The sequence below is a fragment of the Stenotrophomonas sp. genome, assembly GCF_059505245.1.
Genome location: NZ_JCACKF010000017.1, coordinates 64,195 through 87,811, shown reverse-complemented (window position 1 = coordinate 87,811; position 23,617 = coordinate 64,195). Strand labels below are relative to the sequence as shown.

Here is a 23,617-nt window from a genome sequence, read left to right as displayed (position 1 = left end):
TGGCCGGCATCGGCGACGGTGCAGGAGCGTGTCGACCAAGGTCGACACCTACCGGGGCTGAGTCATGACATGTCGAATCGGGCGGCTTTGGTAGCGCCGGCCGCTGGCCGGCATCGGCGACGGTGCAGGAGCGTGTCGACCAAGGTCGACACCTACCGGAGCGGGGATCCTCACCCCACCTTCGAGGGGCCCGTACGCCAGCGGCTGGGGACCAGGCCGAAGCGCTTGCGGAACGCGGCGGCGAAGTTGCTGGGGTGGCGGTAGCCGCTGGCGGCGGCGGCCTGCTCAACCGTCCAGCCGTTTTCGCGCAGGCCCTGTTCGGCATGGCGCATGCGCTGTTCATGCAGGTAGTCGAACACCGAGCTTCCATACTGCTGGGCAAAATGGCGGCGCAATGAGCTGGGGCTCATGCAGGCCAGCCGGGCCAGCTCGACCAGGCTGTGTGCATGGCTGGGGTCGTCATGCAGGTAACTGCGTACCCGTTCCAGGCGCTCGCGCTGGCCGGCACGCAGCGTGCGCACCGGGTCGGTCTGCAGATCCTCGGCCTGCAGGCCGAGGGCCAGCAGCTGCAATGCCACGCCTTCGCGCCACAGCGCGTCGATGCCGTCCTGCCACGGGCTGTCGAACAACTGGCCCAGCACCGGCAGCATGGCGTGGGGAATGGCCCAGTGGCGGCATTCCAGGTGCGTGCCAAGCGCTTTTTCCAGCTGTGGCATCTGGAAAACATCCGCGTCGATGCCACCCGGCACGATCACGCTGACCCCGCGCAGGCGCGTTTCGCCGGGGTGCGCGCCGGTCATCTCGATCTGGTCGCGATGGTGGGCGGTCATCGCGGTGCCGGCACGCAGGGTGAAACTTCCGCGTCGCGGGATACGCACGTCGACCTGACCCTGCAGCATCACGCGGATGGCGAGCCCGGGCCGCTGTTGCGCGGTCGCCACATAGGGGAACCGGTTATGCACGTCGGAGGCGATCAGGCTCATGCCACCGCGCATGAACTGTTCGTTGACTTCGCCGCGGCCGGCCCACTGGTCGTCGCGCAGGTGTTCCGGATCAGCGCGGTAATCGAAGCCGTGGCGTTGGCCGAAGCGGCGGTAATCGGCAAAGGTGAAGTATCGGGACATCGCTCGGCACGTACAGGAGGGGGAGGCGCTGGCGCCATGAGCCCATGTGCTGCCCCACGTAGCGGGCAGCCTGGAAGGCCGGAAAACGCCAGTTTGGAAGGAATGTGTCGAAGAAACTGGAAACGTTTCCCATTGTCGCTGCGAATCATTCGCAGGGGATTTGAATACGGTCAAACCGATTGGTCATTACGGCCAAGTTGAACGGGGTGCCGGACATACGCCAGCGTTTTGCCGCTATATCCGTACTTGATTCCCTACATGAACTTCGGTTGAGGTTTCATTGCTGGAACGATCATCCGCGGACAGGCTGTTGGTCTGCTCGTCACAGCGGCCGGCGTAAGGTGATGGATTGGCGGCCGCGCGCCGCATCGCTCCCCCCACCGATGGAGAATGCAGATGATTGATTACCAGCTGACCGGCAAGACCGCGATCGTGACCGGCGGCGTGTCGGGCATCGGCCTGGCCGTGGCACAGACGCTGGCCGCATCCGGTGCCCGTATTTCGGTCTGGGACCTCAAGCAGGATGCGGTGGATGCCACCGTGGCGCAGTTGCGCAGCACCGGCGCACAGGCCATCGGCATCGCGCTGGACGTCACCGACGATGCAGCGGTGGAGGCGGCGGTGCAGCGCACGGTCAAGGAACTTGACGGCCTGCATGTGGCGGTCAACAACGCCGGTATCGGCGGGCCGGCGGCCAGCAGCGGCGACTATCCGATCGAGGGCTGGCAGCGGGTCATCGACGTCAACCTCACCAGTGTGTTCCTGTGCCAGCGTGCGCAGATCCAGGCAATGCGGGCCGCTGGAACCGGCGGCAGCATCATCAACATGGCCTCGATCCTGGGCCAGGTGGGCTATGCCGGTTCCACCGCTTATGCGGCGGCCAAGCACGGCGTGGTCGGGCTGACCCAGACCGCCGCGTGGGAACATGCGGCCGACGGCATCCGTGTCAACGCGGTGGGTCCGGGTTTCATCAGCACGCCGCTGCTGGAGAAGATGGACCCGAAGGTGCGCGCCACGCTGGAAGGACGGCACGCGCTGAAGCGACTGGGCACGGCCGAGGAAGTGGCGGCATTGGTGGCCTGGTTGGCCAGCGACGACGCCTCGTTTGCGACCGGCGCGTACTACGCCATCGATGGTGGCTACCTGGCGCAGTGATGCGTTGAACGCAGGGTGCGGTGCCGCCGGGTGTCGCCCGGCGCTACCGGGTGAACGGACTGTGGCGTGGCCTTCACCTCTGTGCCACGGGGGCCACGCGACGCTCCGGGAAAACCCCGGAGCTTGGCCATGGAACTCACCCAGGATGTCTCGATCCTGCTGCGCGTAGCCGCAGCGATGCTGTTTGGCGGCGTGCTGGGCGTCGAGCGTGAGATGGGCAAGCACGCCGCTGGCCTGCGTACGCACATGCTGATCGCGGGGGCCGCTGCGCTGATCGTCGGCCTCGGCGACTCGGTGGCCGAGCATTTCCAGCAGGAGCGCTACCGCGACCTGCTGCAGGTCGATCCGGTGCGCCTGATCGAAGCGGTGGTGGCCTGTGTCGGCTTCGTTGCCGCTGGCACCATCCTGCGTGGGTCACGCGAGGACCAGGTCAGCGGCCTGACCACGGCCAGCTCGCTGATCATGGCAGCGGCCATCGGGATTGCGGTGGGGATCAGCTAGTACGTGATCGCCATCGGGGTGAGCGTGCTCTGCGTGCTGGTGCTGGCGGTGATGCGGCGGTTGGAGAAACGGATCTCGTAGGGAATCTCGAATTGCCGGCCAGCGGCCGGCACTACCATGCGGACTGAATGGTCGGACCAATATGAAGTCTAGCCCTATGGTCTAATAGGCACTTCGTCGGAGCGGCGGTTAAATCCGCTGCAAGTGGTCTGATCGAAATCATTATTGGTACGACCAATAATCGACAGCCATGGCGACCCACCGCCTGCGGTGGAGCACATCCCGCCCCAGTCGAGAGCCTTCATGCAGCCCTGGCAACACCTGTACGACCCCGCCGGCAACCTGTGGTTGTCCAGCCTGATCGCGCTGCTGCCGATCGCGTTCTTCTTCATTGCCCTGGCCGTGCTGCGCATGAAGGGCTGGCTGGCCGGCACGATCACCGTGGCCATCGCGCTTGGCGTGGCCCTGTTGTTCTACCGCATGCCGTTGAGCCAGGCGCTGGGCGCGGCCGGTTTCGGCTTCGTCTACGGCCTGTGGCCGATCGCCTGGATCATCATCGGCGCGGTGTTCCTCTACAAGGTCTCGGTCAAGACCGGTCAGTTCGACATCATCCGCGCCTCGATCCTGTCGGTGACCGAAGACCAGCGCCTGCAGATGCTGATGGTCGGTTTCGCGTTTGGTGCCTTCCTGGAAGGCGCGGCCGGCTTCGGTGCGCCGGTGGCGATCACGGCGGCGCTGCTGGTCGGGCTGGGCTTCAAGCCACTGTATGCCGCCGGCCTGTGCCTGATCGTCAACACTGCGCCGGTGGCGTTCGGTGCGATGGGCATCCCGATCATCGTGGCCGGGCAGGTCACCGGCCTGGATGCATTCGAGATCGGCCAGATGGCCGGCCGCCAGCTGCCGTTCCTGACTGTGATCGTGCTGTTCTGGATCATGGCCATCATGGATGGCTGGCGTGGCGTCAAGGAAACCTGGCCGGCGGTGCTGGTGGCCGGTGGCTCGTTCGCCATCGCGCAGTACCTGACCTCGAACTTCATCGGCCCGGAGCTGCCGGACATCACCGCCTCGCTGGCGTCGCTGGTGTGCCTGACCCTGTTCCTGCGCCGCTGGAAGCCGGCACGGATCTTCCGCTTCGATACCGAAACCAGCGCCGAGGCGGCCGCGCAGGCACTGGAGGCACCACGCTACAGCGTCGGCCAGATCGCCAAGGCGTGGTCGCCGTTCCTGATCCTCACCGCGATGGTCACGCTGTGGAGCATCAAGCCGTTCAAGTCGCTTTTCGCGGCAGGCGGCCCGTTGGAAGGCTGGGTGCTCAAGCTCCCGGTGCCGGGCCTGGACCAGAGGGTGCAGAAGATGCCGCCGATCGTCGACGCGCCGCTCAGCTATGAGGCGATCTACAAATTCGACTGGTTCTCGGCCACCGGCACCGCGATCTTCCTTGCGGCGGTGATCGCGATCATCGCACTGCGCATGCCGGCCCGCTCGGCGCTGCAGACCTTCGGCGAAACCGTGCGTGAGCTGCGCATGCCGATCTACTCGATCGGCATGGTGCTCGCCTTCGCCTTCATCGCCAACTACTCGGGCCTGTCGGCAACACTGGCGCTGGCATTGGCGCACACCGGCGATGCGTTCCCGTTCTTCTCGCCGTTCCTGGGCTGGCTGGGCGTGTTCCTGACCGGTTCGGATACCTCGTCCAATGCGCTGTTCTCGGCGCTGCAGGCCACCACCGCGCAACAGATCGGCGTATCCGACGTGCTGCTGGTGGCGGCCAACACCACCGGTGGCGTTACCGGCAAGATGATCTCGCCGCAGTCGATCGCCATTGCCTGCGCGGCGGTCGGCCTGGCCGGCAAGGAGTCGGACCTGTTCCGCTTCACGGTCAAGCACAGCCTGATTTTCACCACGATGGTCGGCCTGATCACCCTGGCCCAGGCCTACTGGCTGACCTGGATGATTCCCTGAGCCATGCATGGCTGGCCGACCACCCGCTGTGCGCTTCGGGCCACAATGGCGCCATGAGCACGCAACGTATTTCGGACAGGGTGGCCGCGCAGCTGCGCGGCCTGGTGCAGGAACAGCGGCTGCGGCCGGGCGACCGGTTGCCCGCCGAGCGCACCCTGGCGGTGCAGCTGGGGGTCTCGCGCACCGCGCTGCGCGAGGCGATCGCGCAGCTGGCCAGCCAGGGCCTGCTGACTGCACGCATCGGTGGCGGCACCTACGTGGCCGAACCGGCGGCGCGCGCGCGGCAGGCGCTGGATGAACCGCTGGCGCCGTACCTGCCGCTGTTCCAGGGCGACCCGGAATACCGTTTTGACGTGCTGGAGATCCGCCACGCGCTGGAAGGTGCCACTGCCTGGCATGCGGCGCTGCGAGCCACCGATGAGGACCGTACGCGCATCGCGCAGGCCTTCCAGACCATGATGGACGCGCACGGCAAGGACGACCCCACCGGTGAAGCAGAGGCTGACGCGGCCTTCCACCTGTCCATCGCCGAGGCCTCCCACAACCTGGTGCTGCTGCAGGTGATGCGCGGCCTGTTCGAACTGCTGCAGACCAACATCTCGCAGAGCCGCGAGAAGCTCTACACCTCGGCGAGGACCTTCTCGCCCCTGTCCGACCAGCACCGCGAAATGATGGATGCGGTGCTGGCCGGCGACCCCGAACGCGCGCGCGCCGCCGCGCATGCCCACCTCGAGTTCGTGCACACCACGCTGCGCACGCTCGATGACAACGAAGCCCGGCGTGCGCGGGCCTCGCGCCTGCCTTCCCCACACGGTTGACCCCATGATCATCTCCGCCTCCACCGATTACCGTGCCGCAGCGCAACGCCGGCTGCCGCCGTTCCTGTTCCACTACATCGATGGCGGCGCGTATGCCGAGCACACGCTGAAGCGCAACGTTTCCGACCTGTCCGACATCGCGCTGCGCCAGCGCATCCTGCGCAACATGTCCGACCTGAGCCTGGAAACCGAGCTGTTCGGCGAAACGCTGGCAATGCCGGTGGCGCTGGCGCCGGTCGGCCTGACCGGCATGTATGCCCGCCGCGGTGAAGTGCAGGCGGCGCGCGCGGCCGACAGCCGGGGCATCCCGTTCACCCTGTCCACCGTATCGGTGTGCCCGATCGAGGAAGTGGCACCGGCCATCCAGCGGCCGATGTGGTTCCAGCTGTACGTGCTGCGCGACCGTGGCTTCATGCGCAATGCGCTGGAGCGGGCACAGGCCGCCGGCGTGACCACGCTGGTGTTCACCGTGGACATGCCGGTGCCGGGCGCGCGCTACCGTGACGCACACTCCGGCATGAGCGGCCCGAATGCCTCGCTGCGCCGCATCGGCCAGGCCGTCACCCATCCGCACTGGGCGTGGGACGTCGGCCTGTTCGGCCGTCCGCATGACCTGGGCAACATCTCCACCTACCGCGGCAACCCGACCGGGCTGGAGGATTACATCGGCTGGCTGGGCAGCAACTTCGATCCGTCCATTTCGTGGAAGGACCTGGAGTGGATCCGCGAGTTCTGGAAGGGCCCGATGGTGATCAAGGGCATCCTCGACCCGGATGATGCGCGCGATGCGGTCAGGTTCGGTGCCGATGGCATCGTGGTCTCCAACCACGGTGGTCGCCAGTTGGATGGCGTGCTGTCTACCGCACGTGCATTGCCGGCCATCGCCGATGCGGTGCAGGGCGACCTGAAGATCCTCGCCGATTCGGGCATCCGTACCGGCCTGGACGTGGTGCGCATGCTGGCGCTGGGGGCCGATACCGTGCTGCTGGGGCGCGCCTTCGTCTATGCGCTGGCCGCGCAGGGCGAGGCCGGCGTGGCCAACCTGCTGGACCTGATCGCCAAGGAGATGCGCGTGGCGATGACACTGACCGGCGCGCGCCGCATCGCCGACATCAGCCGCGATTCGCTGGTCAACCTGCCATGAGTGGCCATGACGCCGTGCTGGCGCAGTTGCGCGACGCGGTCGGCAGCCGCCATGTGTTGACCGGCGACAAGGCCACGCGCCGCTTCCGTCGTGGCTACCGCTTCGGCGATGGCCCGGTGCTGGCGGTGGTGCGCCCAGGTACCTTGCTGGAACTGTGGTATGTGCTGCAGGCAGCGGTGCAGGGCGGAGCGGCGATCATCCTGCAGGCGGCCAATACCGGCCTGACCGGTGGCTCGACCCCGGATGGGGACGACTATGGGCGCCCGATCGTGCTGGTCAGCACGCTGCGCCTGACCGGCATCCAGCTGTTGAACGAGGGCCGCCAGGTGCTGTGCCTGCCCGGCGCCACGCTCGACCGCCTGGAGCAGACCCTGGCACCGCTGGGCCGCGAACCGCATTCGGTGATCGGCTCCTCCTGCATCGGCGCCTCGGTGCTGGGCGGCATCTGCAACAACTCCGGCGGCGCGCTGGTGCGCCGTGGCCCGGCCTATACCGAGCTGGCGCTGTATGCGCAGGTCGATGCGCAGGGCCAGTTGCAGCTGGTCAACCACCTCGGCATCGCGCTGGGTGATACGCCCGAGCAGATCCTGCAGCGCCTGCAGGCCGGTGACTATGCCGCTGACGACGTGGGTGACGGCGATGGCCGCGCCGCGTCTGATCCACGCTACGCCGAGGAAGTGCGCCGGGTCGATGCCGATACGCCGGCACGCTTCAACGCCGACCCCAGCCGCCACTTCGAAGCGGCCGGTTCGGCCGGCAAGCTGGCGGTGTTCGCGGTGCGCCTGGATACCTTCGAAAAGGAGCCCGCCGAGGTCTTCTACATCGGCAGCAACCGCACCGACAGCCTCACTGCGATCCGGCGCCAGCTGCTGACCGGCTTCGAGCGCCTGCCGATTGCCGGCGAGTACATCCACCGCGATGCCTATGACATCGGCGAGCGCTACGGCAAGGACAGCTTCCTGTTGATCGACCGCCTCGGCACTTCCCGTGTGCCCGCCGCGTTCGCATTGAAGAGCCGGGTCGATGGATGGTTCGAACGGCTGGGCCTGCGCGGGGTAACCGACCGGGTGATGCAGGTGCTGACCGGCCTGCTGCCCTCGCACCTGCCCAGGCGCATGGGTGAATTCCGCCAGCGCTACGAGCATCACCTGTTGCTGAAGGTCTCCGCACAGGACGCGGCGGCAACCGAGGCCTGGCTGCGCGGCTTCTTCGCCGATCATGAGGGTGGTTACTTCCACTGCACGGCCGATGAGGGGCGCAAGGCGTTCCTGCATCGCTTCGCGGTGGCCGGCGCGGCGGTGCGCTACCGCGCAGTGCATCGGGACCAGGTGCAGGATATCGTGGCGCTGGACATCGCCCTGCGCCGCGATGATGCCGACTGGTTCGAGCAGTTGCCGGCCGATATCGATGGCCGCCTGCTGCACAAGCTGTATTACGGGCACTTCCTGTGCCATGTGTTCCACCAGGACTACATCGCACGCAAGGGCGAAGACCCGATGGCGATCGAGCACGCGATGTGGGCGCTGCTGGACCAGCGCGGCGCCGAGTATCCGGCCGAGCACAATGTCGGCCACCTGTACCCGGCCAAGCCGGCCCTGGCCGGGTTCTATCGGCAGCTGGACCCGAGCAATACGTTCAATCCGGGCATCGGCCAGACCTCGAAGGAAAAAGGGTGGGGTGGCTGCGACTGCGGATGATGTAGAGCCGAGCCTATGCTCGGCTGCTCTTCCCGACAGACAGCCGTCGAGCATGGCTCAGCCCCACCCGGACAGCGGTTACCATCGGAATCCCGTACGCAGGAGCCGCCCATGCCCACCATCGTTGCCCGCGCGACCCTGTGGGCTGCATTGCTGGCAACACCGCTGCTGGTGCTGGCGCAGTCCGCGATCCTGCCGCAGCAGCGCGACGCCGCCGGCAACGTGATGGAGCCGCTGGGGCAGGTGCTGGAACAGGGAGGGCAGGGCGAAGCACGCATGCAGTACTGCACCCTCGATCGTGCCTGGTGCGTGCGTGTGCAGCCGGTGGCCGAGGACGGCGATCGGCCGACGACGCTGGAAGTCTCTGAACGGGAGGCCGGCGAAAGCGAGCCGCACGTCTACCACGTCAGCATCGACGTGCCGCAGGAAAGCGAGCTTTCGCTGTGGCCGTGGATCGTGCGGCTTGCGCCTGGCGTTGGCAGCGATGAGGCAGTGAGCGACCCGCGGCAGCGCGCCCGCCAGAACGTGCTGGTGGGCGGTATCGTCAAATTCAGCACGATGTACTCAGGCGGTGGTGCCGACGCGTCCACGCTGCAGCTGGCGCGCGTGCGTCACCTGCAGGATGACATCCAGGTGGACGACGACGTGCTGACCCTGCCATGGCTGGGCAACGCGATGATCCGCGCCTGTTTCAGCGAGCAGGACATGAAGCAGCGCGCAGGCGCCTGCCACGACGAGTACGGGTTCTCGGCAAGGCTGGCGCTGGATACCGCCGCCGGGGGCATGCCGGTGCTGCGCTACCAGACGGTGGCGACGCGGTTCCCGGCCGGTGTCTCACGCTTCGAGGATTCGCTGGCCAAGGGGCCGCTGAAGAAGAAGGACCTGCGCACCGAGCAGGACCCGGCGTGCAGCTACACGCGGTTGTTCCGCTTCAGTGATGGGGTGTTCCACCCCGACCAGGCGCTGCCGGACTGCGCGGGGTATACCGAGCCCTGAGCTGTAGAGCCGAGCCTGCGCTCGGCTGTCACGGAAGCGCAGCCGGGCATGGGCTCGGCTCTACAGCGCCTACTCGCAGCGGGTGGCGGTGATGATGTTGTCCTTGTCCACGTACACGCGCAGGCGGTCGTGGCGGATGTCCTTGGTGGTGATGGTGTTGGGGCCGATCGGGTTGACCAGGCCGGCACCGCTTTCGCTGGACAGGCGGCGGATGTTGGGCTCATTGGCAGGCTGGCCGATTGCCCAGCCCAGCTGGCTGGCGTCGCAGTGGCCGGTACCCTTGACCTGCGGACCGGGGGTGCTGACGCAGGCCGACAGCAGCAGGGCCGACGCGGGTAGCAACAGGGACAGACGGAAGGCGGACATGCAGCGCTCCTGCGCAGGGAAGATGGGCGGAACGATAGCACCCGGCGCGCGAAAGGCGTCAGCGCCCCGGTCATTGCCGGCACAGCATGGTCATTGCATAGTGGGAGGGATGACTGGCATCGCGCCAGCGGGCAGGCCGGGCCATTCCGGTGCAGGTGCTGGACACGGTATGACGGCAGACAGTTTCCGCGACAAGCGCAGGGCGATGACGGTACTTGCAGTATCGGTGCTGGCCGTGGCGTGCGCCGCCACTGCCGCCGAGCCAGTGCCGGCCGCAGCCGCGGAAACGCCGGTGTTCGGCGCGTGGCGCAACCTTCAGACCGAGGCCGGCTACGCGCCGGCCCAGCGCGATCTGGCCTTCGCCATGCTGCCGCAGGCGGCGACCCGCGGCGACCGTTTCGCCGTCCTCGACCGTGAAGGCAAGCGGGCGGTGTGTTGCCTGCAGGTGGCCAGCCCGTCGCTGGGCGTGGCCGCGCTGCGCGAGCAGTACCACCTGCCGCAGGCCTGGGTGACCGACCTGAGCAATGGCCGCAGCCCGGCGCGTCCTTATCTGCCGCATGTCTATGCGATGCAGCGTGTGGACGAACTGGCAGACTACGGCTTCGCCGATGTGCCCGGGGCCTACAGCGACCTGGGTGGGCTGCTGATCCCCGAGGGCGCCGCCCTGGAGGACGATGGCAGTGCCGTCCTGCTGGGCGACAACCGTTATTCCCTGCATTTCCAGCGCCAGCCGCACGCCGATGATGATGGCGCGCTGGACCGCTACACCCTGCAGGGCGGCGACAGCGAGGCCCCGTTCGTGGTTGAAGTGCCGTTCGGCACCTACTGACTGCAGCACTGCACTGGCTAGAATGCAGCGCGGCGCCGTCTGCCGTGCCTGTTCCGTGAGTTGCTGCCGTGTCCCTGCGCCCTTTGCTGCTGTCGTCCCTGCTGCTGTTGTCCGCCTGCGCCAGCGCGCCACCTCCACCGCCGGCCCATTCCGATGCGCTGTGGCGCTTGATCGAGCGTGACTGCAAGGCGGTGGAAGGACCGCGTGGCAGTTGCCTGCGGGTGGAGACGGCGGCCGACCGCCGCGACGTGCTGGTCAAGGATGCGCACGGTGACTACCAGTTCCTGCTGATGCCGCTGGACAAGGTCAGTGGCATCGAGAGCCACGGCCTGTACCAGCGTGGGGTGCCCAACTATTTTGCGGCCGCCTGGCAGGCGCGCGGGCATACCGAACAGGCCCTGGGCCGGCCGCTGCCGCGCAGCGTGGCCAGCCTGGCACTGAATTCGCCGCACGGTCGCTCGCAGCACCAGCTGCATATCCATGTCGACTGCCTGCGCGCGGATGTGCTGCAGGCACTGGATGCACATGCCGGTGCGCTCGGTCCGCGCTGGTCAGCGTTTCCGGTGCCGCTGCGCGGGCATCAGTACCAGGCCTATCTGCTGCCCGGTGCAGAACTGACCGCCAATCCGCTCAATCTGCTGGCCTATGGCCTGAGCGGCGTGGGCGATGTGGGCCAGTGGAGCCTGGTGGTGGCCGGGCGCGGCGAGGTGCAGGGCGGCCCCGGCTTCATCCTGCTGGCTACCCGCGTGGATGCCGCCAGCGGCAACGATGCCAGCGGCGAGGAACTACAGGACCATGCCTGCACGGTCTTGACCGGTGCCGGTGCGGCACTGGAGCGGGTGCGCTAGCCGATCGGCTGCTGGCAGCTGCGCCAGGCCGACGCGGTCAGCGCCAGCAGCTGACGGTCATGCCATCCCTGCGCGTCCAGATGGTAGTCGCGCAGGATCCCTTCGCGGATGAACCCATGGGCCTGCAGCGCCTGGGCAAACGGGCTGGTGCAGCCTGGCGGCAGCAGCACGAAGAGGCGGTGCAGGCCGACATCGTCGAACAGGAACGGGCACAGTGCCCGCAGTGCCGCCTGCGGATGGGGGTGCCGGTGCTGCAGCGATTGCAGCTCGGCGCAGCGCGAGTGCAGCGACTGCAGGCGGATATGCAGCTGGTCGTGCAGTACGCCCTGCACGTCGTCGAACACACCCAGCACCAGCAGGTCGTTGTCTTCCTGCAGGCGTGAACGATAGACGCTGGCGAGGAACCGCGCCTCTTCATCAATGCCGTAGGACGGCCGTTGGCCGCGCTGGCGACGGTCGTCGAAGGCACGCCAGCGTGGCAGGTCGGTGCGCTGGAACGAACGCAGGGTGATGGGCGTGGCCTGGAGGTGGAGCAAGTGGCGGCGCAGGACGGGTCGTAGTGGAGCGAAGTGGGTGGAAGGGGCGCTGTTGGTCATCCCGGCACGATGCGCATCACTGACGCGCCAGGCCATGCAATTCATTGCAAAAGTGGGGTGGTGCCGTAAACGCGTCTGATTCGGTTCAGGCATAAGCCCATCAGGGCTGGTCATTTCCGTTGAAACCACCCATTCAGGACACTTTCGTTACGGGATCGTTATGTGTCGTACCGGCTGCGGCTCCCGTACCACCCGCCCACTCCCCCAGGAAGCCCATGTCCGCCTCCCACAAGGCGATGCGCCCGCGTCCGCTGGTGCTCGCGCTGTCGTCCCTGATGCTGGCCTCGCTGCCGGCCTTCGCGCAGGAAAGCGCGCCCACCACATTGCAGGAAGTGAAGGTCACCGGCTCGCGCATTCCACGTGCCAGTGTCGAGGGACCCTCGCCGGTGACGGTGATCAGCCGCGAGCAGATCGACGCACAGGGCTACCGCAATGCCTTCGACGCCCTCAGCGCGCTGACCGAGAACACCGGCAACGTGCAGGGCGAGGATTTCGGCAATACGTTCACGCCGGCCGCCAACACCATCAATCTGCGCGGGCTGGGTCCGAACCGCACGCTGGTGCTGGTCAACGGCCGTCGCCAGGCCGACTACCCGCTGGCCTACGAAGGCTCGGTGAACGTTGTCAACCTGGCCAACATTCCCAGCGCCCTGATCGAACGCATCGAAGTGCTGGCTGCCGGTGCGTCGGCGGTGTACGGCTCCGACGCCATTGCCGGTGTGGTCAACATCATCCTCAAGGACCGCTTTGAAGGCGTGGACGTGAACGTGCGCGCCGGCGGCACCCAGCAGGGCGGCGGTGACAACCAGCGCGTGCAGGTGGTGGGCGGCAGTTCCGGCGAGCGCTGGGACGGCCTGTTCGGTTTCGAGTTCGACGTGCGCAAGGCGATCCACGCGCGCCAGCGCGACTTCATGGATTCGCTGGACGATGACCCGGCCGGCAAGGCGCCGCAGGCGACCGCGATCGCCTATCGGCGCAATGCTGCCACCGGCCGCAACATCGATCCGGGCGTCAACGGCTGCGACGCCGCGTCGGACATCTATGGCGGCAGCGTGTTCCGTGCCAACAACCCGCGCCAGGGCTGGTACTGCGGCAGCAACGAGGCCGCCGCCAGCTACTGGACCGTGCAGACCCAGAAGCGCAATCTCAACGGCTACGGTCTGCTGACCTTCCACGTCAACGAGAGCACCGACCTGTTCGCCGATGTCGCCGTGGGCAGCGCGCGGATCTACAACAACACGCGTGCACCGACCTGGACCTCGGCCCGCAACTACTTCTACAACCAGGGCACCGGCAACCTGGAAAGCTGGTACCGCCGCTTCGCGCCGGAGGAAATCGGCGGCCTGCCGCGCAATGCCAACCGCTTCCTGGAAAACTCGTGGTCGTTCAACGTCGGCGCACGTGGCCAGATCGGCGACAGCGGTTGGGATTACGAAGCGGTCTACAGCCGCTCGCGTTATGAGAACCGCACCCGCCGACCGGTGCTGCTGGCCGGCATCAACGAATACCTGCTCGGTCCGAAGCTGGGCGTACGCAATGGCGTTGAGGTCTATGCGCCCGACCCGGCACGCCTGTTCAAACCATTGACCCCGGGCGAATACGAGGGCCTGTCCGGCTACCAGGAAAGCCGCAATGCGGCGTGGCTGCAGACCTTCAGCGCCAGCGTCAACGGCCGTTTGTTCGCGCTGCCCGGTGGCGACGCTGCATTGGCGGCGGTGGTCGAGGCCGGCAGCCAGGGCTACCGCAACCGCCCGGACCCGCGACTGGGCACAGGCGAGTTCTGGAACACCAGCGCCGGTATCGGTGCCGGCGGTGATCGTGACCGCTATGCGGCCGGCGTGGAGCTGCAGTTGCCGTTGCTGAAATCGCTGACCACGACGCTGGCCGGTCGCTATGACCAGTATCGCGCCGGTGGCGAGCACATCGGCAAGGCGACCTGGAGCTTCGGCGTCGAGTTCCGCCCGATCGAGAGCCTGTTGATCCGCGGCTCTGCTGCGACCAGCTTCCGTGCGCCGGACATGAACTACGTGTTCGCGACCGAGACCCGCGGCTACAACCCGGGCATGACCGACTACTGGCGCTGCCGCACCGCAGGCCAGTCGTACGACAACTGCGACTACAACGGCCTGTCGATCGACTACAGCAACCGCGCCAACGCGCAGCTGCAGCCGGAAACCGCTAAATCCTATGGTTTCGGCGTGGTCTGGTCGCCGCTGTCCGGCCTGGATTTCAGTGCCGACTACTACGACATCCGCATCGACAACGAGGTCACCAGCCTCGATACCAGCCGCATCCTGCGCGACGAAGCCGATTGCCGCCTGGGCCGCACGCTGGGTGGCGAAGCGCGCGATATCGGTTCACCGCTGTGCCAGGACGCGCTGTCGCGGGTGATCCGCAACCCGTCCACTGCAACCGTGCAGCCGGACCAGGTGACCCGCGTGCTGATCAATCCGATCAACGCGGCCTCCGAATCGGTGCGCGGCCTGGACCTGAAGGGTAACTGGCGTTTCGATGCCGGCCGCTATGGCCGCTTCACTACGCGCCTGGCCTATACCGTGGTGCTGGAGCACACGTACCGGCAGTTCTCAGATGATCCGGAGCGTGACATCCGCAATTCGCTGGATGACTACCAGTGGCGCAGCAAGGCCAATGGCAGCATCACCTGGAACCAGGGTGACTGGACCACCACGCTGTACGGCAACCGTTTCGGTTCACTGCCGAAGACCGATGGCAGTGGCCGCATCGCGCCGTACATGACCTACAACGCCAGCGTGTTCCGCCAGTTCGGCGAGAACCTGTCGGTGGGCGTGATCGTCAACAACCTGCGTGACAGCCGCCCGCCGGCGGACAGGAACGGTGGCGGCTGGCCGTTCTATCCGGTTGGCAACTACGACCCGTATGGCCGCCAGTACTGGCTGCAGCTGGACTACCGGTTCCGCTGATCCGGCTGGCAAACAGAAGGCCCGGCAATGCCGGGCCTTCTGCTGTGTCGATGTCCGCTGTGATGGCGGGCGCCGGTGGCCTAGGGCAGTGCCTGCTGCAGGTACGACTCGATGACGTAGCTGAAGGGCTGCTGCTGGCGATCGCGCAGCAGGGCGCGCACTTCCAGGATCACGCCGCGGTCGCCTTCGCCACGCGGTGGCCAGAAGGTCTGGTCAGCCAGTGTCTGGCGCTGGAAGCCGAGCGGGCCAACCACGCGGCCAAAGGGTTCGTCGGTGCTGTCCAGCACCTGGTTCATGCCCGGACTGAGGTGGTCCGGCAGGTACCAGTTGTCTGCCTCGGAGAGTACGCGGCTGCCACAGACCAGCTGCACACGGCGGTAGCGAAGGGCGGTGCCGGGTTTCGCACCCAGTGCCTGCAGCACGTCGGCCGGTGCTGTCTTGTCCTGGCCGTGCACACGCACCGCGCGCACCCGCGCTTGCTCGGCCAGGCCGTTTTCGGCGCACCAGTGTTCCAGGGTGGCGGTGGCGCTCTGCCCGGAAAGCACACGCTGGTGCAGCCGCTCGACCAGCGCAGCCGGGGCGATGCGCAGTTGGCCAGGCGGCGCCTGCAGCGGCGCGGTGGCGGCCGCATCAGTGGCGGACAGGCTGGCCATCGGGGCAGCAGCCAGCAGGGACGCGGCCTGCCAGCGGCGGAGACGATCGTGGCGGTCGGACGGGCCCATGCGGCATCACAGCGGAAACAGGTGCCTATGGTACCCGTTCAGGCGTGTGCACGGCGTGGCTGCGAGCCGCCGTCGCGGCGGCATTCATCGTTCTGATGAATGTGTGGCATCCAGATATTTCGTTGGCCGATGGCAGTGCCAGCGCGCAGGATGGCGCCATGACTTGGCTTTCCGGGAGTTTCCGATGACGCTTCAGTTCGTCCATGGCGCGGTTGATCGCGAGGGCGCGCCGCTGCATTTCCACATCCACAACGGTCGTATCAGTGGTCTCAACGGTGATACTGCGCCGCGCGAGGGTGCGGAACCCGTCGACTTGCAGGGCTGTGCAGTCCTGCCGGGCCTGGTCGACGGTCATATTCATCTGGACAAGAGCTTCGTCGGCGACCGCTGGCACCCGCACCAGCCGGTGAACAGCCTGCGTGAGCGTCTGGCGGTGGAGAAGGCCGCGGTGGCGGGCGCCGCGCCAATGGTGGACCGTGCCGAGGCCTTGATCCGCCAGTGCAGCCGCTTCGGCACGGTGGCGATGCGCTGTCACGTCGATGTCGACGGCAGCACCGGCCTGCGTCATCTCGAAGCAGTGCGCGAGGCCGCGCTGCGCTGCGCCGACATCATGCGGATCCAGCTGGTGGCGTTCCCGCAGGCCGGGGTGATGTCCTGTCCCGGCACCGCCGCCGTACTGGAGCAGGCCCTTGCCGCAGGGGTGGAGGTGCTGGGCGGCATCGACCCGACCACGCTCGACGGCGATGCCGAAGGCCAGCTGGCCCTGCTGTTCGGCCTGGCCGAGCGCTATGGCGTGCAGCTGGACATCCACCTGCATGAGCCCGGCGAAACCGGACTGGCCCAGCTGCTGCACATCGCCGCACGCACCCGTGCCGCCGGCCTGCAGGGACGTGTTGCGGTCAGCCATGCCTACTCGCTGGGCGACGTGCCGCTGGCGCGCGCGCTGCAGGTGGGTGAAGCGCTGGCCACGGCGGGCGTTGCGATCATGAGCAACGCGCCGGGCGACCATCCGTTCCCGCCGCTGCGTGCATTGCATGACGCCGGCGTGCGCGTGTTCGCCGGCAATGACAACATCCGCGACTGCTGGTGGCCGTACGGCAATGGGGACCTGCTGCAGCGCGCGATGCTGCTGGGCTACCGCTCGGGCTTCTACACCGATGGCGACCTGATGCTGGCGCTGGACATGGTCACCACCCATGCCGCGCAGGTGATCGGGCTGCCGCAGCACGGCATCGCCGAAGGCCGGCCGGCGACGTTCGTGGCCGTGCGTGCGGACCATGGCCCGGCGGCCGTGGCCGGAGTGCCGGTGGAGCGCCGGGTGGTGGTTGACGGCCGCTGGTTGTAGATCCACGCCGTGCGTGGAGGGAGCCATCGCGTGGTCTCATTCATCCACGGATGGCATGGATCCACCTCGATGTGTCGTCAGGCGTAATCGTCGGCGCGGGTAGCGACGAACGCTTCCAGCCACGCAAGCAGGTGGGCGATGTCGATGACTTCGCCCTGTTCGACGCGCTTGAGCAGCAGTGTGCTGGCGCCGATCTGCAGGCTGCTGTCGGCATAGCGCAGCACTGCATCGATGCCCCAGGCGTCGGTGACCTGCATCCAGGCCAGGCCCGGCACGCGTTGGGCCAGGGTATCGCCGAACGCCACGCCCAGCGCTTCCCAGCCATCGCAGTCGTCAGGCTCGATCAGCTCGGCATCGATCACGCGCTGCAGCGTGCTGGCCGCCAGCGGCCATTGCACCGGCAGCGTCGGGAAGCCGGCGGCGACGCGCGCGGCGATCAGCGAGCGCTGGTGCTGCAGGTGCGTCTGCAGGGCAGCGGGCAGGGGGTCGAAGCGGGCGGGGATTTCGTCGGACATGACACGATGCCGTGGAGCACGGAAACAGGAGGCACTCTAGCGGCAGAGCCGTGACTTCCGCGCGACAGGCGTGATCAGCTTTCGATGGTCAATGCGCGGATTTCGCTTCGGGGTCAGATCCGTTTCGGAAAACGGATCTGACCCCACGCGGGACGATGTTGCCGTCGCGGCTGCCGGCCAGCGGCCCACGCTACCGCAGTTGCAGTGGTCAATCCGGTTCGCGCTGCACCTGCCGCCACAGCTCGCTGGCCAGCGCGCGCACCGCATCGTCGGCGTCCGCACGATGCAGCAGGCCGATTTCGTAGTTGTCGATCACCGGCAGGTCGCGCTCACCATCGATGATGCGATGATCGCGGGCGACCGCGCGGCGGGGCAGCAGGCTGATGCCGATGCCATCGGCCACGGCGCCCTGGATGCCACTCAGCGACGAGCTGGTGAAGGCGATGCGCCAGCGCAGGCCCAGCGCTTCCACGGCGTGGATCATCTCGTCGCGGTACAGCCCGCGCGGCGGGAAGGTGACCAGCGGCAGCGGGTCCTGCTGCAGGCAGCTGCTGCGCAGGCTGTCGATCCAGTGCATCGGCTCGCGGCGGCAGTGCACCGCCTGGCGGCTGTTGCGCCGCTGCTTGACCAGCACCAGGTCCAGTTCGCCGTGGTCGAAGCCGTGCGCCAGGTCGCGGCTGAGGCCGCTGCTGATTTCCAGCTTCACCTGCGGGTGACGGCGGCTGAAAGCGGCCAGCATGCGTGTGGTCTGCGCGTTGACGAAGTCCTCGGGGACACCGATGCGCACCGCGGTTTCCACGGTGGCGCCGGCCAGCGCCTGCGCCATTTCCTCGTTCAGGTCGAGCATGCGCCGCGCATAGCCGAGCAGGGTGTGGCCGGCGTCGGTGGGGTGCACGTCGCGGTGGCCGCGCTCGAGCAGGCGATGCCCCGCCAGCTCTTCCAGGCGGCGCACCTTCTGGCTGACCGTGGACTGGGTCGAATGCAGGCGGGTGGCGGCCGTGGTGAAGCTGCCGCAGTCGGCCACCATCACCAGCGCCCGCAGCAGGTCCAGTTCGAACAGGGTTCTATTCGATTTGGCACTGTCTTGCATTTGAACATTTCACTTCTGGATACCCAGGCCGACTTCTACCATGCAGGGCAGGGGCCGGCAATGCCCGGCTGTTGCTACCGTCGCACGGCGTTCCGTGGCGACGGACATGAGGAGACACTGTCATGCGCGTCCATCATTCCGCTGGCTGGCCTGCGCCGTTCACGCGCGTGCTGCTGTTGTGCCTGCTGGCCATGGTCACCCCCGCCTGCACCGCCACGTCCCGGGCCGACGCAGACGCGCGCCTGCGGGATGCTGCCAGCCGCGGCGACGCCGATGCGGTGCGGCAGGCGATCGAGGATGGCGCCACGCTGGAGGCGCGCGATGGCCAGGGTCGCACGGCGTTGCTACTGGCCACGCAGGGCAACAACGTGGATGCCGCGCGCGAGCTGATCGAAGCCGGTGCCGACGTCAATGCCAAGGATGTGCTGCAGGACAGCGCCTACCTGTATGCCGGCGCGCGCGGCCTGGATGAGATCCTGGCGATGACCCTGGCGCATGGCGCCGACCTGCGCAGCACCAACCGCTATGGCGGCACCGCACTGATTCCGGCCGCCGAGCGCGGTCACGTCGCCACCGTGCGCACGCTGCTGCGTGCCGGTGTGGCGGTCGATCATGTGAACCGCCTGCACTGGACCGCGCTGCTGGAAGCAATCCTGCTCGGCGATGGCGGTGCGCGCCACCTGCAGATCGTGCAGTTGCTGCTGGAGGCCGGTGCCGACCCGGAGCTGGCCGACGGCGACGGCGTGACGCCGCTGGCGCATGCGCGCCAGCGCGGCTATACCGGAATTGAGACCCTGCTGCGCCAGCACGGCGCGGTGCGCTGAATGCAAACCCCTTCCACCCGCACGCTGGGCGTGCCCATCAGGATGCTGTCCATGTTCCGTTCCCGTCCGTTGTCCCTTGCCATCCTCCTTGCGGTGGCACCGCTGTCGGCGTCTGCCGCCGAGCGCGCCGACCTGCTGATCCGCAATGCCACCGTGGTCGATGTCGAGCACGCCAGTACCCGGGCCGGGCAGAGCGTGGTGATCCGTGGCGAGGACATCGTCGCCGTCGGCCCGGACGCGCAGCTGCGCAGCCAGTGGAGCGCGGCCCGCCAGATCGATGCCAAGGGCAAGTACCTGATCCCGGGCCTGTGGGACATGCACGTGCACTTTGGTGGTGGCCCGGCGCTGATCGAAGAGAACAAGGCACTGCTGCCGCTGTACATCGCGCACGGCATCACCACGGTGCGTGACTGTTCCGGCGACCTGCCCGAGCAGGTGCTGCAGTGGCGCGGGGAAATTGCCAAGGGCACGCTGTTCGGTCCGCGGCTGCTCAGCTCGGGCGCGAAGATCGAAGGCCTCAAGCCGGTCTGGAAGGGCACGATCGAAGTGGGCAGCAAGGCCGACGTCGACAAGGCGATCACCCGCCTGCAGCACGACAAGGTCGATTTCGTGAAGATCACCGACAGCACGCTGAAGCCGGAACTGTTCCTGTACTCGGCCAGTGCCGCGCGCAGTGCCGGATTCAAGGCGTCGGGGCACATCCCGATGGCGCTGACCGTGGAGCAGGCGGTCGATGCCGGCCTGGCCTCGATCGAGCATCTGGACTACGCATTCAAGGCCGGGAGCAAGGACGAGGCGCAGATTGCCGGCGACTTCGGTGCCGGCCGCATCGACCGCGCCGAAGCCAACCGCCGCCTCGACGCCAGCTTCGACCGCGATACGGCGATGCATGCCTACCGCGATTTCGCCAGGCGCGGCGTGTTCGTGACCCCGACCCTCAACGGTGGCCGCATCCTCGATTTCCTTGACCAGGATGACCACGCGAACGATCCGTACCTGGCTTACATCGGCCCGGGCCTGCGCGCGACCTACCAGTGGCGCGTTGAACGTGCCGCCAAGGCAACGCCAGCGCAGATCGAAGCGCGCCATGCGCAGTACCACCAGGTGGCCGCCGTGCTGCCGATGCTGCAGGAAGCCGGCGTGACGATCATCGCCGGCACCGATGCGGGCTTCCTCAACTCGTTCAACTTCCCGGGCATCGCCCTGCACCAGGAGCTGCAGCTGTTCGTGAAGGAAGGCTTGAGCGCGCCGCAGGCGCTGTCGGCGGCGACCCGTTCCGGCCCGGCCTGGTTCGGCCAGATGAATCGTTACGGGGGTGTTGCTCAAGGCAAGGCCGCCGATCTGGTGCTGCTGACCGCCAACCCGCTGCAGGACATTGCCGCCACCGAAAAGATCGACAGCGTGATCCTGCGTGGCAACGTGTATGACCGCGCCGCGCTGGACAAGATGCTGGCCGACACCAGGGCCAAGGTCGCGGCGTGGAATGCCGAGGCGGCGAAGGCGCAGTGATCGACAGGGTCAGAGCCCTTCCCCGTGGGAAGGGATCCGACCCTGTGGCTTCGATGTGGTCGGTGACCTAGCGCGGTGCCGGCCGCATTCCGTGCAGCTGCGGCAGTGCGGCCTTCATCGCATCGATGAAGGCGCGCAGCCGTGGCGGCTGCTGGCGTGCGGCCGGAAACACCACGTGTACCGGCAGCGCCGGCGCCTGCCAGTCCGGCAGCAGCTGCACCAGCCGCCCATGTGCGAGGTCTCCGGCCACCAGCCAGGCCGAGACCACCGCTGCACCCAGCCCAGCACATGCGGCCTGTTGCACCACGAACAGGTTGTCGCTGAGCAGGCGCGGGCTGATCGAAAGGGTATGCGCACGCCCCTGTGCGTCATGCAGCAGCAGGCGTTCGCGGTAGTAGGTGACCAGTGAAATCCACGGCAGTGCCTGCGCCTGTTCAGGTGTGCTGATCGCGGTGGCCTGCACCAGCGAGGGCGCTGCCACGACGATGCGCGGCACTTCGGCGAGCGGCAGTGCGACCATGCGCGGTTCGTCGACCGGTCCCACCCGCACCGCGCAGTCGATGCCTTCGGCGATGAAATCCGGGCGACGATCTTCCAGGATCCACTCCAGGCTCAGCTGTGGGTGCTGGGCGAGGAACGCGAGCATGGTCGGCAGCAGCTGCGCCTGGCCGAAGGCATGCGGCACCATCACCCGCAGGCGTCCGCGCAGCGTTTCCGGTTCGCCGTGCAGTTCGGCCTGCAGCGACTCCCATTCGTCGACCACGCGTTGCGCATGGCGCTGGCAGCGCAGGCCATCTTCGGTCAGCTGCAGGCCATGGGTGGAGCGCTGCAGCAGGCGCAGGCCGAGCTGCCGCTCCAGTGCCTGAAGGCGCCGGCTGACCGTCGGCTGGGTGGTGCCCAGCTGCACGGCGGCGGCAGACAGGCTGCCGGCATCGACGATGCGCAGGAAGGTGCGCAGCAGATCCAGGCGATCGGCGCCGGTGGCGAGGTCATTCATGCGTGTCACGTATGAAGGATATGTGCAGGAGCCTACTACAGACGCATGGCGAATATGGGCAGGATACGCCCACTTCCTCCACCGGACTCCCCCATGTCTACCCCTTCGCTGTCCGTCGTCGCACCCGCGAACGCGCCTTCCACCCCGCTGGTGCTGGCGATGGCGGCCGGCGCCGGCTTTTCGGTCGCCTCGCTGTACTACAGCCAGCCGATGCTGGGCCTGATCGCGCAGGACCTTGGCGCAGGTGAGCGCGCCGCCGGGCTGGTGCCGACTCTGACCCAGCTCGGCTACGCGCTGGGCATCCTGCTGCTGGCACCGTTGGGCGACCGCTTCGACCGCCGCCACCTGATCCTGTTGAAGTCCGCGCTGCTGGCGTTGGCACTGGGCGCCGCAGCGATGGCCGGGCACCTGCCGGGCCTGCTGATGGCCAGCCTGCTGGTCGGGTTGATGGCCACGCTGGCGCAGGACATCGTGCCGGCCGCTGCGGTGCTGGCGCCGGATGCACAGCGCGGCCAGATCGTCGGCCGGGTAATGACCGGCCTGCTGCTCGGCATCCTGCTGTCGCGCGTGGTCAGTGGCGTGGTGGCCGAGGCATGGGGTTGGCGCACGCAGTTCGTGCTGGCCGCGGTATCGGTGGCGGCGATGGGCGCAGTGATGGCGCGTGCGCTGCCGCGTTTCGCACCGACCAGCACGCTGCGCTATCCGGCGTTGCTGGGCTCGTTGCTGGCGTTGTGGCGCGAGCAGCCGCAGCTGCGCCGCGCGGTGGCGAGCCAGTCGTTGCTGGCGGTCGGCTTCAGCGCATTCTGGTCGACGTTGGCGCTGATGCTGCATGCCCGCCTGGGCCTGGGCAGTGCGGCGGCGGGTGCGTTCGGTATTGCGGGTGCGGCCGGTGCGCTGGCCGCACCGTTCGCAGGACGTTTCGCTGATCGCCTGGGTTGCCATGCCGTGGCGCGGTTGGCGATCGTGGTGGCGCTGCTGGGCTTCGGCCTGCTGCTGGCCGAAGCCTGGCTGCCGGCCGCCGCGCTGCTGCCGCTGCTGGTGGTGAGTGCGCTGCTGTTCGACTTCGGTTTCCAGTCGGCGCTGGTGGCGCACCAGACGCTGGTCTATGGCCTGGTGCCGCCGGCACGCAGCCGGCTCAACGCGCTGCTGTTCACCGGCATGTTCATCGGCATGGCCGCTGGCGGTGCGCTGGGCAGCCTGGCGCTGGCGCAGTGGGGGTGGCACGGCGTGGCCTGGCTGGCGGTGATGTGCGCGGGCGGCAGTCTGCTGCTGCGTTTGAAGTAGGGGTGGTGTTCGGCAGGGCTTGCAGCCCTGCACCTGCGGTAGTGCCGGCCGCTGGCCGGCAACAGCGCAAACAGCGGATTTTCAGTAGCCTTCGACAGGTTCCTGCGGTCTGTTGGAACGGCTCTTGGGGTCAGATCCGTTTTCCGAAGGAAAACGGATCTGTCCCCTGATTGATTTCGATATCTGACAGAAGTGTCGACCAAGGTCGACACCTACCAAACGCCATCGGAATCCGTCAGAGGTGGGGCGGTGTCGGAGTGCGGGGTGTCAGCCGCATGGATGCGGCTGCCAAGCTTGCAGGGACGTACTTGCAGCGTCCCCGCACTCCGACACCGCCCCGCCATCCCACGGAA

20 protein-coding genes and 1 pseudogene are annotated in these 23,617 nt (G+C 67.5%); 14 read left to right on the top strand and 7 right to left on the bottom strand.

From position 1 onward, the window contains the following. Positions 1 to 170: 170 nt before the first annotated feature. The gene (locus AC5JLE_RS07430; RefSeq protein WP_049407541.1) at positions 171 to 1,124 is read right to left on the bottom strand and encodes a helix-turn-helix transcriptional regulator; all 954 of its coding nucleotides are present in this window, start codon (positions 1,122 to 1,124) and stop codon (positions 171 to 173) included. Between the two features lie 396 nt (positions 1,125 to 1,520). On the opposite strand from AC5JLE_RS07430, the gene AC5JLE_RS07425 reads away from it, so the two are divergent. From AC5JLE_RS07425 to AC5JLE_RS07395, 7 genes and pseudogenes are all read left to right on the top strand, one after another. Further along, a complete protein-coding gene (locus AC5JLE_RS07425) occupies positions 1,521 to 2,279 on the top strand; it encodes an SDR family NAD(P)-dependent oxidoreductase (RefSeq protein WP_014647496.1) in 759 nt (252 codons plus the stop codon). Between the two features lie 129 nt (positions 2,280 to 2,408). Then, positions 2,409 to 2,861 (top strand): annotated as a pseudogene (locus AC5JLE_RS07420) (MgtC/SapB family protein). 222 nt (positions 2,862 to 3,083) lie between these two features. Next, a complete protein-coding gene (lldP, locus tag AC5JLE_RS07415) occupies positions 3,084 to 4,742 on the top strand; it encodes an L-lactate permease (RefSeq protein ID WP_100450244.1) in 1,659 nt (552 codons plus the stop codon). Between the two features lie 53 nt (positions 4,743 to 4,795). Next, a complete protein-coding gene (gene lldR / locus AC5JLE_RS07410; protein ID WP_014647493.1) occupies positions 4,796 to 5,560 on the top strand; it encodes a transcriptional regulator LldR in 765 nt (254 codons plus the stop codon). Positions 5,561 to 5,564: 4 nt separating this feature from the next. Next, positions 5,565 to 6,704: an FMN-dependent L-lactate dehydrogenase LldD gene (gene lldD, locus AC5JLE_RS07405; protein ID WP_014647492.1), complete on the top strand. Its 1,140-nt coding sequence runs from the start codon at positions 5,565 to 5,567 to the stop codon at positions 6,702 to 6,704. Beyond that, positions 6,701 to 8,401: a D-lactate dehydrogenase gene (dld, locus tag AC5JLE_RS07400; RefSeq protein ID WP_164110534.1), complete on the top strand. Its 1,701-nt coding sequence runs from the start codon at positions 6,701 to 6,703 to the stop codon at positions 8,399 to 8,401. The genes lldD and dld overlap by 4 nt, the downstream gene beginning before the upstream one ends. A gap of 111 nt (positions 8,402 to 8,512) precedes the next feature. Further along, complete coding sequence (locus AC5JLE_RS07395; protein ID WP_496065168.1) at positions 8,513 to 9,397, top strand: hypothetical protein; 885 nt, start codon at positions 8,513 to 8,515, stop codon at positions 9,395 to 9,397. Positions 9,398 to 9,466: 69 nt separating this feature from the next. Here AC5JLE_RS07395 and AC5JLE_RS07390 read toward each other — a convergent pair whose 3' ends face one another. Continuing rightward, the gene (locus tag AC5JLE_RS07390; RefSeq protein WP_014037553.1) at positions 9,467 to 9,763 is read right to left on the bottom strand and encodes a hypothetical protein; all 297 of its coding nucleotides are present in this window, start codon (positions 9,761 to 9,763) and stop codon (positions 9,467 to 9,469) included. 169 nt (positions 9,764 to 9,932) lie between these two features. Between AC5JLE_RS07390 and AC5JLE_RS07385 the strand changes: the two genes are divergently transcribed. After that, positions 9,933 to 10,592 (top strand): decarboxylase, encoded by a 660-nt coding sequence (locus AC5JLE_RS07385; protein ID WP_496065167.1) that lies wholly within the window; start codon positions 9,933 to 9,935, stop codon positions 10,590 to 10,592. A 68-nt stretch (positions 10,593 to 10,660) separates the two neighbouring features. After that, positions 10,661 to 11,440 (top strand): CDP-diacylglycerol diphosphatase, encoded by a 780-nt coding sequence (locus AC5JLE_RS07380; protein ID WP_164165779.1) that lies wholly within the window; start codon positions 10,661 to 10,663, stop codon positions 11,438 to 11,440. Here the strand turns inward: AC5JLE_RS07380 and AC5JLE_RS07375 are convergent. Next, the gene (locus AC5JLE_RS07375; protein ID WP_075076513.1) at positions 11,437 to 12,072 is read right to left on the bottom strand and encodes a GNAT family N-acetyltransferase; all 636 of its coding nucleotides are present in this window, start codon (positions 12,070 to 12,072) and stop codon (positions 11,437 to 11,439) included. The genes AC5JLE_RS07380 and AC5JLE_RS07375 overlap by 4 nt on opposite strands. 179 nt (positions 12,073 to 12,251) lie before the next feature. Here AC5JLE_RS07375 and AC5JLE_RS07370 point away from each other — a divergent pair, with 179 nt between their 5' ends. After that, positions 12,252 to 14,978: a TonB-dependent receptor plug domain-containing protein gene (locus AC5JLE_RS07370; RefSeq protein WP_329889977.1), complete on the top strand. Its 2,727-nt coding sequence runs from the start codon at positions 12,252 to 12,254 to the stop codon at positions 14,976 to 14,978. Between the two features lie 80 nt (positions 14,979 to 15,058). Here AC5JLE_RS07370 and AC5JLE_RS07365 read toward each other — a convergent pair whose 3' ends face one another. Further along, positions 15,059 to 15,700 carry a hypothetical protein gene (locus tag AC5JLE_RS07365; RefSeq protein ID WP_496065166.1) on the bottom strand — a complete coding sequence of 214 codons (642 nt, stop codon included), beginning with the start codon at positions 15,698 to 15,700 and terminating at the stop codon, positions 15,059 to 15,061. A 184-nt stretch (positions 15,701 to 15,884) separates the two neighbouring features. Here AC5JLE_RS07365 and AC5JLE_RS07360 point away from each other — a divergent pair, with 184 nt between their 5' ends. Beyond that, the gene (locus AC5JLE_RS07360) at positions 15,885 to 17,045 is read left to right on the top strand and encodes an amidohydrolase family protein (protein ID WP_496065165.1); all 1,161 of its coding nucleotides are present in this window, start codon (positions 15,885 to 15,887) and stop codon (positions 17,043 to 17,045) included. A gap of 77 nt (positions 17,046 to 17,122) precedes the next feature. Here the strand turns inward: AC5JLE_RS07360 and AC5JLE_RS07355 are convergent, their stop codons facing one another. Then, the gene (locus AC5JLE_RS07355; RefSeq protein WP_069118246.1) at positions 17,123 to 17,560 is read right to left on the bottom strand and encodes a DUF3806 domain-containing protein; all 438 of its coding nucleotides are present in this window, start codon (positions 17,558 to 17,560) and stop codon (positions 17,123 to 17,125) included. A gap of 208 nt (positions 17,561 to 17,768) precedes the next feature. Beyond that, positions 17,769 to 18,650 carry a LysR substrate-binding domain-containing protein gene (locus AC5JLE_RS07350; protein ID WP_046431153.1) on the bottom strand — a complete coding sequence of 294 codons (882 nt, stop codon included), beginning with the start codon at positions 18,648 to 18,650 and terminating at the stop codon, positions 17,769 to 17,771. Positions 18,651 to 18,772: 122 nt separating this feature from the next. Here AC5JLE_RS07350 and AC5JLE_RS07345 point away from each other — a divergent pair, with 122 nt between their 5' ends. Further along, entirely contained in the window at positions 18,773 to 19,474 is a 702-nt protein-coding gene (locus tag AC5JLE_RS07345) for an ankyrin repeat domain-containing protein (protein WP_401733932.1), read from the top strand. Between the two features lie 51 nt (positions 19,475 to 19,525). Continuing rightward, on the top strand, positions 19,526 to 20,983 hold the full coding sequence (locus tag AC5JLE_RS07340) for an amidohydrolase family protein (protein WP_496065164.1): 1,458 nt from the start codon (positions 19,526 to 19,528) through the stop codon (positions 20,981 to 20,983). Between the two features lie 67 nt (positions 20,984 to 21,050). On the opposite strand, the gene AC5JLE_RS07335 is transcribed toward AC5JLE_RS07340, so the two are convergent. Continuing rightward, positions 21,051 to 21,980: a LysR family transcriptional regulator gene (locus tag AC5JLE_RS07335; protein WP_478425684.1), complete on the bottom strand. Its 930-nt coding sequence runs from the start codon at positions 21,978 to 21,980 to the stop codon at positions 21,051 to 21,053. A 93-nt stretch (positions 21,981 to 22,073) separates the two neighbouring features. On the opposite strand from AC5JLE_RS07335, the gene AC5JLE_RS07330 reads away from it, so the two are divergent. Further along, on the top strand, positions 22,074 to 23,264 hold the full coding sequence (locus AC5JLE_RS07330; RefSeq protein WP_134966969.1) for an MFS transporter: 1,191 nt from the start codon (positions 22,074 to 22,076) through the stop codon (positions 23,262 to 23,264). The last annotated feature ends 353 nt before the right edge of the window (positions 23,265 to 23,617 follow it).